The 13,166-nt window shown below is 72.6% G+C and carries 8 protein-coding genes; 6 read left to right on the forward strand and 2 right to left on the reverse strand.

The genetic code is table 11. The annotated features are described in order from the left end of the window. The first annotated feature begins 17 nt into the window (after positions 1–17). The 4 genes from B207_RS0129685 to B207_RS36325 all read left to right on the forward strand — a co-directional run bounded on the left by B207_RS0129685 (position 18) and on the right by B207_RS36325 (position 4,406). Positions 18–950 carry a branched-chain amino acid ABC transporter permease gene (locus tag B207_RS0129685; RefSeq protein ID WP_018640332.1) on the forward strand — a complete coding sequence of 311 codons (933 nt, stop codon included), beginning with the start codon at positions 18–20 and terminating at the stop codon, positions 948–950. Between the two features lie 77 nt (positions 951–1,027). Then, positions 1,028–2,593, forward strand: a complete 1,566-nt coding sequence (locus tag B207_RS36320; RefSeq protein ID WP_018640333.1) for a branched-chain amino acid ABC transporter permease — start codon at positions 1,028–1,030, stop codon at positions 2,591–2,593. Then, positions 2,590–3,426, forward strand: coding sequence for an ABC transporter ATP-binding protein (locus tag B207_RS0129695; protein ID WP_018640334.1), 837 nt, complete (start codon positions 2,590–2,592; stop codon positions 3,424–3,426). The genes B207_RS36320 and B207_RS0129695 overlap by 4 nt, the downstream gene beginning before the upstream one ends. After that, positions 3,423–4,406: an ABC transporter ATP-binding protein gene (locus tag B207_RS36325; RefSeq protein ID WP_018640335.1), complete on the forward strand. Its 984-nt coding sequence runs from the start codon at positions 3,423–3,425 to the stop codon at positions 4,404–4,406. Before B207_RS0129695 ends, B207_RS36325 begins: the two co-directional genes overlap by 4 nt. Positions 4,407–4,668: 262 nt before the next feature. Here the strand turns inward: B207_RS36325 and B207_RS0129705 are convergent, their stop codons facing one another. Continuing rightward, positions 4,669–5,157: a PaaI family thioesterase gene (locus B207_RS0129705; protein WP_018640336.1), complete on the reverse strand. Its 489-nt coding sequence runs from the start codon at positions 5,155–5,157 to the stop codon at positions 4,669–4,671. Positions 5,158–5,305: 148 nt separating this feature from the next. On the opposite strand from B207_RS0129705, the gene polA reads away from it, so the two are divergent. After that, positions 5,306–8,026: a DNA polymerase I gene (gene polA, locus B207_RS0129710; RefSeq protein ID WP_026311576.1), complete on the forward strand. Its 2,721-nt coding sequence runs from the start codon at positions 5,306–5,308 to the stop codon at positions 8,024–8,026. 335 nt (positions 8,027–8,361) lie between these two features. After that, the gene (locus B207_RS0129715; protein ID WP_018640338.1) at positions 8,362–11,994 is read left to right on the forward strand and encodes an EAL domain-containing protein; all 3,633 of its coding nucleotides are present in this window, start codon (positions 8,362–8,364) and stop codon (positions 11,992–11,994) included. 6 nt (positions 11,995–12,000) lie between these two features. On the opposite strand, the gene B207_RS0129720 is transcribed toward B207_RS0129715, so the two are convergent. After that, positions 12,001–13,062, reverse strand: a complete 1,062-nt coding sequence (locus B207_RS0129720; RefSeq protein ID WP_026311577.1) for a M4 family metallopeptidase — start codon at positions 13,060–13,062, stop codon at positions 12,001–12,003. Between the last annotated feature and the right edge of the window lie 104 nt (positions 13,063–13,166).

Raw genomic sequence — 13,166 nt, forward strand, 5'->3', positions numbered from 1 at the left:
GGCCCGGAGGGAGATCCATGGGCTCGGCTGAGCAGATCAGTCAGCTCACGATCGACGGGCTGATGGTCGGCGCGCTCTACGCGGTGATCGCCCTCGGGTACACGCTGGTCTACGGAGTCCTGCAGCTCATCAACTTCGCGCACAGCGAGGTGTTCATGCTCGGGGCGTTCGGCGGGCTGTTCGCCAGCCGGGCGCTGGTGCCGGACGGCGGGGCGACGCCGTCCGGCCTGGCCTCGGCCGGGCTGGTGCTGTTCGGGCTCGGAGTGGGCGCGCTGGCCGGGGCGACCGCCGCCTATGCCCTGGAACGCTGCGCCTACCGGCCGCTGCGCCGCCGCGGCGCCCCGCGGCTGGCGTACCTGATCAGTGCGATCGGGGCGTCGCTGTTCGCCTTCAACCTGGCCGGCAAGGAGTTCGGCCGGCAGAGCGTCCCGGTGCCGGAGCTGTTCACCAACGGCACGGTGCTGACGGTGTTCGGCGCCGAGATCTCCACCCAGTCGCTGGTGATCGCCGCGTCGGCGCTCATGATGCTGCTCGCGGTCGACCACCTGGTCGCCGGCACCCGGCTCGGGCAGTCCATCCGCGCCGTCGCCCAGGACGCCGAGTGCGCCGGCCTGATGGGCGTGGACGTCCAGAAGATCATCGTCGCGACGTTCGTGCTCGGTGGGCTGCTCGCCGGGGCGGGGGGGTTCCTCTACGCGATGACGTTCAACGCGTCCTACACGATGGGGTTCGTCCCCGGGATCAAGGCCTTCACCGCGGCGGTGCTCGGCGGTATCGGCAACGTCCGCGGGGCGGTGATCGGCGGCCTGCTGCTCGGGCTGGTCGAGAGCTTCGGCGGGTACCTGTTCGACGCCTCGTACAAGAACGTCATCGCGTTCGCGGTGCTCGTCGCGGTGCTGCTGGTACGGCCGTCGGGTCTGCTCGGGACGCGGCTGGGCCGGCCGGCGTGAGCGGTCTCCCGCACCAGCCGCGGCTGCCGTGGCTGGGCCGACTACCTTGGTTGACCCGGTTGACCCGGTTGACCCGGTTGACGCGGCTGACGCGGTCGCGCCGGGTACGCAGCCTGGGCATCGCCTGCTTCCTGTCGGCGCTGGCCGCCGTGATCACGGGGCCGTCCGGGGACGCGGACCATCCGCTCGCCGGTATCACCGGCTCCTTCGCCTGGCCGCGGGTGATCATCTTTGTGGCCGCGGCGCTGGGCCTGTGGGTCGCGCTGCTCGGCGGCGGCCATCTCGCCAGCCGGGTGCGGGCGCTGACCTCCCGGGCCCGCGCCGCGGTGATGCCCCCCGCCTCCATGCCTCTCGCCCCGGGCGGCGGGGACGGTGCCGGCCCGCCGGCTTCGGCCGGCCCGTTCCGGCGGATCGCGGCGCCGGTCACCGGCCGGCACGGGGCGCGGCTCGGTCACCTGGCGCTCCTCGCGGTGGCCCTCGCCGTGCCGCCGGCGCTGTCCACGGCGGCCCAGCAGGCGCTGGTGGGCGAGATCGGCGTCTACGCCCTGCTCGCGCTCGGCCTGAACGTCGTCGTCGGGTACGCGGGCCTGCTGGACCTCGGCTACATCGCCTTCTTCGCGATCGGTGCCTACACGACGGCCTACGTGACGTCCGCGGAGGCGATGCCCTGGCACGCCCCCTGGCAGATCAACCCGTTCTTCGCGCTGCCGGTGGCGCTGGTCGTGGCGGCGGTGGCCGGAGTGGTCCTCGGCGGGCCGACCCTGCGGCTGCGCGGTGACTACCTGGCGATCGTCACCCTCGGCTTCGGTGAGATCGTCCAGCTGCTGGCGAACAACGCCGACGGGGTGACCGGCGGGCCGCGCGGTGTCTTCGGGCTGCCGCCGCTGTCGGTCGACCTGCCCGGCGTGCGCTACTCGTGGGGTCTGAACCCGCTGCCGTACTACTACCTCCTGGTCGTGCTGATCGTGCTGGTGATGGTGGTGTTCGGGCGCTGGGAGCGCTCGCGGACCGGCCGGGCCTGGACGGCGATCCGCCAGGACGAGATCGCGGCCGAGGCCACCGGGGTCGCCACCATCCGGATGAAGCTGCTGGCGTTCGCCGTGGGGGCGTCCGTCTCCGGCTTCGCCGGGGTGGTGCTCGCGACCAAGCAGTTCTTCAACCCGCAGTCCTTCGGCCTGCAGGCCTCGCTGCTGGTCCTGACCATCGTCATCTTCGGCGGGATGGGTTCGCGCCTCGGTGTGGTGCTCGGCGCCCTCGTCCTGCAGGGAACCGCGTTCCTGCTCCGGGACACGGTTCCCCCCGCGGACCGGTTCATCTACTTCGGCGCCGTGGTGGTCCTCATGATGATCTTCCGGCCGAGCGGCCTGTTGCCGCCGCGCCGGCACCGGGCCCTGCCCCGTCAGGACGTGCCCGGTGCTCCCCCCGTCCCCGCCGCCGCGGGCGCTGGGCTGGTCGGCGCCGCGGTGGGGGCGACCGCGGGGGCTGGCCAGGACTCGGTGATCGCCCCGGGCGCAGCTCCAGGACCAGGCCCCCTGCCGGCACCGGGCGCATCATCGGGATCCGGCACGGTGCCGGTGCCGGGACCGGGACCGGGGGCCGGAACGGGACCGGGCGTCGGCCCGGGAACGGAGCCGGCGCCGTGACCGCCCGGGTCATTCCCGATCCGCGGCCGTCGACCGCGGTCGGACCGATCCTCGAGGTACGTGACGTGACCCTGCGTTTCGGTGGGCTGACCAGCCTGGACGGGGTGTCCCTGCGGCAGGAGCGGGGCAGTGTCCTCGCTGTCATCGGCCCGAACGGGGCCGGCAAGACCTCGCTGTTCAACTGCCTCACGGGCGCCTACCGGCCGCAGCAGGGCAGCGCCCGGTTCTGGGCGGGGGAGGACGCGGTCGAGCTCGTCGGCCGGTCCCCGCACCGGGTCGCCCGTCTGGGAATCGCCCGCACGTTCCAGAACATCCGCCTCTTCCCCGAGATGTCGGCGGTGGAGAACGTCCAGGTCGGCGTCGAGGTGCGGGCCCGGGCGGGCGCACTGCGCGGACTGCTGCCCACCCCGGCCGTGCGGCGGGAGGAACGGGAGGTGCTGGAACGCTCCCACCACCTGCTGGACTTCGTCGGGCTGGGACGTAGGGCCGCACTGCCGGCCGGCAGCCTGCCCTACGGGGAGCAGCGGCGGCTGGAGATCGCGCGGGCGCTGGGCACCGCCCCGTCCCTGCTGCTGCTCGACGAGCCGGCCGCCGGAGCCACCGCGGCCGAGCGGCGTGACCTGGTCACGCTGATCCGGGCCATCGCGGAACAAGGTGTCTCGGTGTTGCTCATCGAGCACGACATCCGGTTGGTGGCCGCGGTCGCCGGCTCGATCTCCGTGCTCAACTTCGGCCGGGTGATCGCCGCCGGCCACCCGGACCAGATCCGCTCCGACCCCGCCGTCATCGAGGCGTACCTGGGGGACACCGACGACGAGCGGAGCCGGCAATGACCGACCCGGCCACGACCAACCCGGCCGGAAGCGGGGGCGTGTCCGACGGCCCGCTGCTGGAGGTGCGTGACGCCGAGGTCGCCTACGGGGCGGTGACGGCCGTCCGCGGGATCTCGCTGCGGGTCGAGGCCGGCGAGGTGGTCGCCCTGCTCGGGGCGAACGGCGCGGGGAAGACCACGACGCTGCGCATGATCTCCGGGTTGCTGCCACCCGCCCGCGGTGCCGTCTGGTTCGACGGCACGTGCATCGCGGGAGCACCCCTGCCGGGGCCGGCTCCGGCTGCGTCGTCGGTGCGGGCCGCGCGATCGGTGCCTCCGGTGCTGCCGGTGCGGACCGCATCGGCGAAGCGGACGGGCCGCGTCTCCCGCGGTCGGCACCGGGACGCAGCCAGGCACCAGGACGCAGCCAGGCAGCGGGACGTCCCCGGCCTGCCCGTGCACCGGGTAACCGCGCTCGGCATCAGCCACGTCCCGGAAGGCAGGCGGATCTTCCCGGCGATGACGGTCGCGGAGAACCTGGCGATGGGCGCCTACCTGGACCGCCGCCGCGACCGCGCCGAGACCCGCCGGGGCCTGGATCGGGTCAACACGCTGTTCCCCCGGCTCGCGGAGCGTTCCCGGCAGCCGGCGGGGACACTCTCCGGCGGGGAGCAGCAGATGCTGGCGATCGGGCGGGCGCTGATGGCACGGCCCCGCCTGATCCTGCTGGACGAGCCCTCGCTCGGTCTCGCCCCTCTCCTGGTGGCGACGATCTTCGAGGTGATCCGGGAGATCAACGCGGGTGGGACGACCGTTCTGCTGGTGGAGCAGAACGCCGCGGCCGCCCTGCGGATCGCCCATCGCGGTTACGTCCTCGACACCGGCGAGGTGGTGCTGGCGGGCAGCGCCGACGCTCTCGCGCGGGACGCCCGCGTCCGCGACGCATATCTAGGCAGCTCGGACGAACCTCACGACACCCGCGACAGACAGGTCACCGGCTGACCGACACAGTCACGGCCTCGCCAGGCGACGCCCCTCGCCGACATCGGTCCGCGCGAACTCCTGCGACAAAGCTCCAGAAACTGCAGTCAGACTTTGTCCGGGTTCATCCAGCGTGGGTTCATCCAGCGCACTGGCGGTCTTCTGATGGGTGCCCGGGACGGGCTTTGGTACCGCCCGAACCTTCCCCGTGCCCGGCGTTTTCTACTCGCCCGTCCCGGGCGCCCACCTGGGATGACGGTAGCAGTACGGACGAGCGTGCAGGTCACTGTGCGTTGGCCGAAGTGGCCTGGGTGTTTCGCGGGGGAACCTGCCCACCGGCGGGTGGATTGTCGCGCAGCAGACAACTCAGTCGGCAGGTGCACACCGGACGGCCCGCCTCGTCCGTGATCCGGATGTCGTAGGTGGCCAGCGTGGCACCGGCGCGGATCTGGGTCGCGACGGCGGTCACCATCCCGTCGACGGCCGCGCGGTGGTGGGTCGCGTTGATCTCGATGCCGACCGCGGAGCGGGACGGGCCGGCGGCGAGCATCGAGGCGACCGAGCCGACGGTCTCCGCGAGCGCGACCGAGGCGCCGCCGTGCAGGAGGCCGTAGGGCTGCCGGTTGCCGGCGACGGGCATCGTCGCGACGACGCGCTGCGCGCTGGCCTCCGTCAGCACGATCCCGAGGCGCTCGCCGAGCTCGCCGCGGTGTTCGTTCAGTTCGTTGAGCAGTTCGGTCTGATCCGACGCCGTAGAGGGCACAACCAGCACATTAGCGCCGCGGCGGGGCTCACGCCGTCCAGGCCCTGCGGCCTCTGCGGGCCTCCGCGGATCTTCTTCGCCGCGGGGAGCCCGTGGTCCTGCCGCCCTTCCGCCGCACACGCGCGGAGCTGTCGTACCCACGTCCTAGACTCGCCGCGTGCCTGCGACTACTTCGTCCCCGTCCGGCAGTACCTCGGTTCCCGCGGCGGACCGCCCCCGGCTGCTGTTGCTCGACGGGCATTCGCTGGCCTACCGCGCCTTCTTCGCGCTGCCGGTGGAGAACTTCTCGACGACGACCGGCCAGCCGACGAACGCCGTCTACGGCTTCACCTCCATGCTGATCAACGCGCTGCGCGACGAGAAGCCCACCCACGTCGCCGTCGCGTGGGATCTGCCGACGCCGACGTTCCGGCACACCCAGTACGCGGAGTACAAGGCCGGCCGGTCCGAGACCCCGGCGGACTTCGTCGGCCAGGTCGCGCTGATCCACCAGGTCTGCGAGGCGCTCGCGGTGCCCGGCGTCAGCGCCGCCGGCTTCGAGGCCGACGACGTGATCGCCACCCTCGCCACCCAGGCCGCGGCCGACGGCATGGACGTCCTGATCGTCACCGGTGACCGCGACGCGCTGCAGCTCGTCGACGACCGCGTCACCGTGCTGATGACCCGCAAGGGCATCAGCGACATGACCCGCTTCACTCCGGACGAGGTGCAGGCGAAGTACGGCCTGTCGCCGGTGCAGTACCCCGACTTCGCGGCGCTGCGCGGCGACCCGTCCGACAACCTGCCGTCGGTGCCGGGGGTGGGGGAGAAGACCGCCACCAAGTGGATCCAGCAGTTCGGCTCGCTGGCCGACCTGGTCGACCGGGCCGACGAGATCGGCGGCAAGACGGGTGCCTCGCTGCGGGCCCATCTGGCCAACGTCATCCGCAACCGGTCGCTGACGGAGCTCGCCCGGGAGGTGCCGTTGGAGGTCGCCCCGGTCGACCTGCGTCTGCACCCGTGGGATCGCGAGGCCGTCCACCAGCTGTTCGACACGCTGCAGTTCCGGGTGCTGCGGGAGCGGCTGTACGCCGCCCTGGCGGTGGCACCGCCGTCCGCCGACGAGGGCTTCGAGATCGAGCTGACCATGCTCGGTCCGGACGAGGTCGCCTCCTGGCTGGCCGAGCACGCCTCCGGCGCCGGCCGCACCGGCCTGCACCTGCGCGGCACGTGGGGCCGCGGCACCGGGGTGATCGTGTCGCTGTCGCTGGCGTCGACCGACGGCGCGGCCGCCTGGCTCGACCCGACCCAGCTCACCGCCGGTGACTCGGCCGCCCTCGGCGCCTGGCTGGCGGATCCGGACCGGCCGAAGGCCGGGCACGACCTCAAGGGCCCGATGCTGGCGCTGGCCGAGGCGGGCTTCGACCTCGCCGGCGTGACCAGCGACACCGCGCTCGCCGCCTACCTGGCCCTGCCCGGCCAGCGTTCGTTCGACCTGGCTGACCTGACGCTGCGCTACCTGCAGCGCGAGCTGCGGTCGGAGGGGGAGACGAGCGGCCAGCTCACCCTCGACGGCTCCGGCGAGGCCGACGAGGCCGAGGCGGACGCGATCCGCGCCCGCGCCGCCCTCGAGCTTGCCGGCGTGCTCGACGGCGACCTCGAGCGCAGGTCCGCGGCCCGGCTGCTGCGGGAGATGGAGCTGCCCCTGGTCGGCGTCCTGGCCCGCATGGAACGGGCCGGTATCGCCGCCGACTCCGATCACCTCACCGAGCTGCAGAAGCACTACAGCGCCGAGGTCACGGACGTCGCCGCGCAGGCCCACGGCATCGTCGGGCGGCAGTTCAACCTGGGCTCGCCCAAACAGCTCCAGCAGATCCTCTTCGAGGAGCTGGCGCTGCCCAAGACGAAGCGCATCAAGACCGGCTACACCACCGACGCGGACGCGCTGGCCTGGCTGGCGACACAGTCCGACCACCCGCTGATCCCGGTGCTGCTGCACCACCGCGACGTGGCCCGCCTCAAGACCGTGGTCGACTCGCTCATCCCGATGATCGACGACGCCGGGCGGATCCACACCACCTTCAACCAGATGATCGCGGCCACCGGCCGGCTGTCGTCCACGGACCCGAACCTGCAGAACATCCCGATCCGCACGGTGCAGGGCCGGCAGATCCGGCAGGCGTTCATCGTCGGCCAGGGCTACGAGACGCTGCTGACAGCCGACTACTCGCAGATCGAGATGCGGCTGATGGCCCACCTGTCCGGCGACGCCGGGCTGATCGAGGCCTTCGCCTCCGGGGAGGACCTGCACACGTTCGTCGCCGCGCAGGCGTTCGGGCTCCCGGTCTCAGAGGTCGACCCGGAGCTGCGACGCCGGATCAAGGCGATGTCCTACGGGCTGGCCTACGGACTGTCCGCGTACGGGCTCGCCGGCCAGCTCGGTATCGCCCCCGACGAGGCCCGCGAGCACATGGACGCCTACTTCGCCCGGTTCGGCGGCGTCCGGGACTTCCTGCGCGGTGTCGTAGACCAGGCCCGGCGTGACGGCTACACCGAGACGATCATGGGGCGTCGCCGCTACCTGCCCGATCTGACCAGCGACAACACCCAGCGCCGGCAGATGGCGGAACGGATGGCGCTGAACGCCCCCATCCAGGGCTCCGCCGCCGACATCATCAAGATCGCGATGCTGGGGGTGGACCGCGCCCTGCGGTCCCGGGACCTGCGCTCCCGGCTGCTGCTCCAGGTGCACGACGAGCTCGTCCTGGAGATCTCGCCGGGGGAGCGGGAGGAGGTCGAGGCGCTGGTGCGGTCCGAGATGGGTGCCGCGTACGAGATGTCCGTTCCGCTGGAGGTGAGCGTGGGCGCCGGGCGCACCTGGGACGAGGCCGGCCACTGAGGCCGGCCACTGAGGCCGGCCCTGAGACCCCGCCGGATCCGTCCACGATCCGGAGATAATCCTTCTCCGCGCCGTCCGCGGGTGTCTGTCCCGGTGTGTTCGTCCGCCGTTTCCGGAAAGGGCGGTGAGAGCTGTGCGCGTGCCACCGGGATTCCCGCGGCCAACCAACGTGTCAGGCATGGTGCCGGCGGGAATTCTCAGGCTGTCGGCGCCCGCGGCGCGGCCGCTGCGGTCTGTGCCGTCTGCGCGGGCCGGTGTCCCACCCAGCGCCGGAGGCGCTCGTCGGGGGGAGCACCACCGTGATCCGTCGCGGCAGGGAAAGGGGAAACCAGCCCGTGATCAGCGGCCCGATCATCGTCGATCGCCGCCGGCTGCTCACGGTCCTGGTTCTCGGCCTGGCGGGATTCTTCCTGATCACCGTCCTGGTCCCGGCCTCGCCGGGTTTCCTGCGGCCCGGATCGTGGGCGGCGTTGGCCATCGGGCTTGCCAATGTCGGCCTGCTGCGACCGCTCACCGAGCACCAGGACGAGTGGGAGTGGCTCCCGCTGCTGTCCGGAGCGTCGATGACCGCCGGCCTCGGTCTGGCCGCGGCGAACGCCGGGCCGGGCCAGGGCTGCGAGCTGTTCCTGCTCTGGTTCCCGTGGCTCGCGGCGTTCTGCGGCATGCTCCGGCTCTGCTCGACGTTGGCGCTGGCCGCGTGGATAGCACTCGTCATGGTCCTCGCCGCATGGGCGAACCCGGATCTCGCTGATCCCGCGCCGCTGCTGGTCGCGGCGGTGGTCAGCTCCGTCTGCGGCTGCCTGGTCATGTCCGGTCTGTTCCGGTGGGGCCATCAGCAGGCCTTCTCCGACCCGCTGACCTCGCTGGTCGCTCGCAGCGGGCTGGCCAGCGTCGCCGATCCGGCGATCGCCCGGGCCCGCGAGCGCGGCGAGGAGGTCGTCTTCCTCCTGCTCGACATCAACCGTTTCCGGGAGGTCAACGACGCGCTCGGGCACGAGGGCGGTGACGAGCTGCTGCGTCAGTTCGCGCGTGCGCTGACCAGGGTGCGACCGCGCCCGGCCTTCGTCGGCCGGCTCGGCAGCGACGAGTTCGCGCTGGTCATCTCCTGCCCTGCCGGCACCGGCGATCCCATCGGCGCCCCGGACGACGGCGCGCGCCAGCCACCGGGCCGGGACCGTCTTCTGCGCGACCTCGGCAGCTCGGTGCTGAGTCAGGTGGAAGGCCCCTTCGAGGTGCGCGGCATCAACGTCGGGGTCGAGGCCAGCGCCGGGCTGGCCCTCGCGCCGCGGGACGGCGAGACGGCCGCCGCGCTGCTCCCGTGCGCCGACGTCGCGCTGTCGCGGGCGAAACGACAGGGCGAACGGGTCGGTCTCTGGGACGTCGGCATCGCCGGCGTGCGCTCCTGGGAGATCTCCCTGTACGCGGAGCTGCGGGCAGCCATCGCCCACAACGAGCTCCTCGTCTACTACCAGCCGCTGCAGTCCGCCGCGACCGGCCAGATCGTCGGGGTCGAGGCTCTGGTTCGGTGGCGGCACCCCACCCGCGGCCTGCTCCCGCCCGGTGCGTTCCTGCCGATCGCCGAACGGTCGGCGCTCATCGGCGACATGACCCGGTGGGTGCTGGACGAGGCGCTGCGTCAGTGCGCCGACTGGGCCGCGCGGGGCCTGCACGTACCGGTCTCGGTCAACCTGTCAGCTCGCATGCTCATCCTGGACGACCTGCCCGACCTGGTCACCACAAGCCTGGCGCGGCACCACCTCCCGCCCGACATGCTCACCCTGGAGATCACCGAGAGCGCCCTGGTGACCCAGCCCGGCCGGGCGGCGGCGATGCTGCGGGAACTGCGCAGCAAGGGCGTCAAGCTCGCGCTGGACGACTTCGGTACCGGCTACAGCTCGATGGAGATCCTCAAGGCGCTTCCGTTCGACGAGGTCAAGATCGACCGCGGGTTCGTCGCGGACATCCGCGGGAGCCTGCAGGACGCCGCCATCGTCCGGTCCGTCCTCGACCTCGGGCACCGGCTCGGGCTGCGGGTCGTCGGCGAGGGCGTCGAGGACGAGCGGACGCTGCGGATGATGAGCGAGCTCGGCTGCGACATCCTGCAGGGCGACGTGATCTCGCGGCCACGGCCGCCGTCCCGGCTGGAGGACCTCCTCGCCGTCCGCGCGGCGAGGACGGACCGCCCGGCGACAGGCCCGGGTCCCGACCGACGGGGCGGGCCCGGTTCCGCCGGGGTACACCGGGTGGGATCGGAGCCCACGGCGACGGGCCCGCCTCCCGGCGGGGAGCTTCCCGTCGGATCGGCGCCGAACGGATCGGGATCAGGCGGGCCGGTGCCAGACGGATCGACGGCGGCCACCGCCGGCCGGCCCGAGACCACCGCCGGGCCCGGAGCAGCGACGGGTGGAGCAGCAGAGCCGCACCAGCCGCATCAGCCCGACAGGACCCTCTTCACGCTGGCGCAGACGCAGCGGTTCGGTATTCTGGCGCCGCTCGCCCAGCAGGAGGCCGCGCGGATCGCCGCGGTGCGCCGCTACGAGATCGCCTTCCGTCCGCACAGCTACCGCCTGGACGACGTCGCGGCGCTCGCGGCCGCGATGACCGGCTGCGACGTCGGGTCGATCATCATGGTCAGCGCCGACTCCGAGATCTACCTCGGCCGGTTCGGCCACCAGACGCAGGACGTTCCGGCCCGGGTCGGCGTGGGTTCGCACTCGGTCGCGGCCGGTGAGCTGGTCGAGGTCCCGGATGCCACGCTCGACCCCCGGTTCGCGCACGGCGCCAAGGCCTACCGGCACCGGATCGTGCGCTTCGTCGCGGGCGTGCCGGTGCGAACGTCCGACGGGCATGCGATCGGCGCGATCACGATCAGTGACCGCATCCCGAGGCGGCTCACCCCGGGGCAGCGGGAGGCCCTGGAAAGCCTCGCCCGACACGCCATGGTCATGATGGACACCCGCCGGGAGTGTGTCCTGCTGGAGCTGGTGACGGACACCACCCATGCGCTGGACCAGCTCGACCACCGGGGCGAGGTCCACGCCGCGGCCTCCCTGATCACGGACACGGCGCGGCACATGTCCGGAGCGGACGTCGCCAACGTCCTGGTGGCGGACAGCGCGGGATCGGCCGAGTTCACCGCCGTCGAGTCGTCCGTCGCACCCGGCGCCGAGGCCATCATCCGGCCGGGGCAGAAGTTCCGGAAGGACGAGCGAACCGTCGTCGGGCAGGTGCTGCGGACACTGCGCCCCCTGTTCGTGCCGGACGCCTACTCCTACACCGGCTTCAACACCGACCTGGCCCGCCGCAGCCACGTCGCCTCGGTCCTCATCATGCCGCTCCCGGGCGCCGGCGGGGTGGCCGGCGCGTTGTGCATGCGATGGTCCCGGCCGATTCCGGTGATCGACACCGCGCTCGACAAGGTGCTGACCCTGCTCGGCGGCCAGGCGGGCCACGCCCTCGGGCGCATGCTGGCGGTCGACTGCCCCGGTCGGTCGTTCGAGACCGACAGCGCGACCGGCCTCGCCACCCGCTCCGCGTTCCTGCCCACGCTCGGGCATCTGCCCTCCGGCACCGCCGTCTGCCTGTTCGACCTGCCCCGGTCGGGCCGGCCGCCGCCGGGCGCCGCCGCCGGCACGGCACCCGATCAGGGACTCACCCAGTTCGCGACCGATCTGCGGGCTGTCGCCGACGACCCGGAGCACCTGGCCCGCTGGGCGGACCGGCAGTTCGTGATGGCGATTCCGACCGGCGGGCGTGAAGGCGCCGAGACCGCCGTCGCCGCGCTGCGCCGGGCCTGGGGGCAGGAGTCGCCCGCCCCCCTGGCCGTCGGCATCTCCATCACCGGGAGCAACGAGCCGTTGAGCACCGCCCTCATCGAGGCGGAGAACCAGGCGCTGGCCATGGCGGCCGCCCGGGACGCCCGCAACGGCGCGGGCGCCCCGATGACGGCCACGTCGGCCGGCGTCTGAACGCTTTCAGGCGGTCACGCCGACCGCGGCCCACGCCTCCCGCACGGCCCGGGTCTCCTCCGCCCCGAACAGCACCTGCGCCTGGCGGGTGGTGGCGGTGGCGAACGAGCGGAACGTGGCGTTCGGCCGCAGCTGAGGGGCCCGCAGCGCCTCGTACCAGATCCTCCCCGCGCGCTCCCAGGCGTGCCCGCCGAGCGCGATCGCCGCGTTGTAGAACGCCTTGTTCGGGATGCCCGAATTGATGTGCACACCGCCGTTGTCCGTGGTGGTGCGGACGTAGCCGTCCATGTGCGCCGGCTGGATGTCGTCGCCGAGCACCGGGTCGTCGTAGGCTGTCCCGGGCTCCTTCAGGGAACGCAGCGCCACCCCCTGCACCGCGTCGGTGAGCAGGCCCGCACCGATGAGCCAGTCCGCCTCCGCCGCGGTCTCGCCGTGCAGGTGCTGCTTCACCAGCGAGCCGAAGACGTCGCTGATCGACTCGTTGAGGGCGCCGGACTGGTTCAGGTACATCAGCTGCGCCTCGTCCTCGGTGACGCCGTGGGCGAGTTCGTGACCGATGATGTCCAACGAGACGGTGAACCGGTTGAACAGCTCGCCGTCACCGTCTCCGAAGACCATCTGCCGCCCGTTCCAGAAGGCGTTCTCGTAGTGCTCCCCGTAGTGGACGGTGGCGAGCAGTGCCATGCCGTCGTCGTCGACGGAGTCCCGGCCGTAGGCCGAACGGAAGAACTCGAACGTGGCGCCGAGGCCGTCGTACGCCTCGTTGACGGTGACGTCCTCGACGGGCCCGTCGCCCTCGACACAGACCGTCGTGCCCGGCAGGTCCTCCGTGCTCTTGGCGTCGCCGATCGTGCGGCGCGGCCCGCTGGTCGGCGTCAGCCGAGGCGGCGTCGCCGTGCGCTGCGCCGAGCGCAGAAACGCGTTGTGCACCCGGACCGTGCGGTGGGACGTGTCCTGGGCCAGGGTGGCCAGGGCCCGCGCGCGCTGGTCGTCGTTCCCGTTCCGTGCGATGCGCTCCAGCACGTGCGGCGGCACGGCACAGGGCGCGCAGCGACGGTGACCGCTCATCGGTGGCTCCTCATCGGTGACTGTTCGTCACATTCGGGTACTCCCGGGTGGGTGTGACCCCCCGCCACCGACCTTCGCCGCCGCGTGATCTGATGTCCAGACTG

Origin of the sequence: Parafrankia elaeagni (assembly GCF_000374165.1) — a bacterium.
Taxonomy (GTDB): Bacteria; Actinomycetota; Actinomycetes; order Frankiales; family Frankiaceae; genus Parafrankia; species Parafrankia elaeagni.

Coding starts and splice junctions, on each gene's coding strand:
- B207_RS0129685 (WP_018640332.1), top strand. CDS start 18: ATGGGCTCGGCTGAGCAGATCAGTCAGCTCACGATCGACGGGCTGATG.
- B207_RS36325 (WP_018640335.1), top strand. CDS start 3,423: ATGACCGACCCGGCCACGACCAACCCGGCCGGAAGCGGGGGCGTGTCC.
- B207_RS0129720 (WP_026311577.1), bottom strand. CDS start 13,062: ATGAGCGGTCACCGTCGCTGCGCGCCCTGTGCCGTGCCGCCGCACGTG.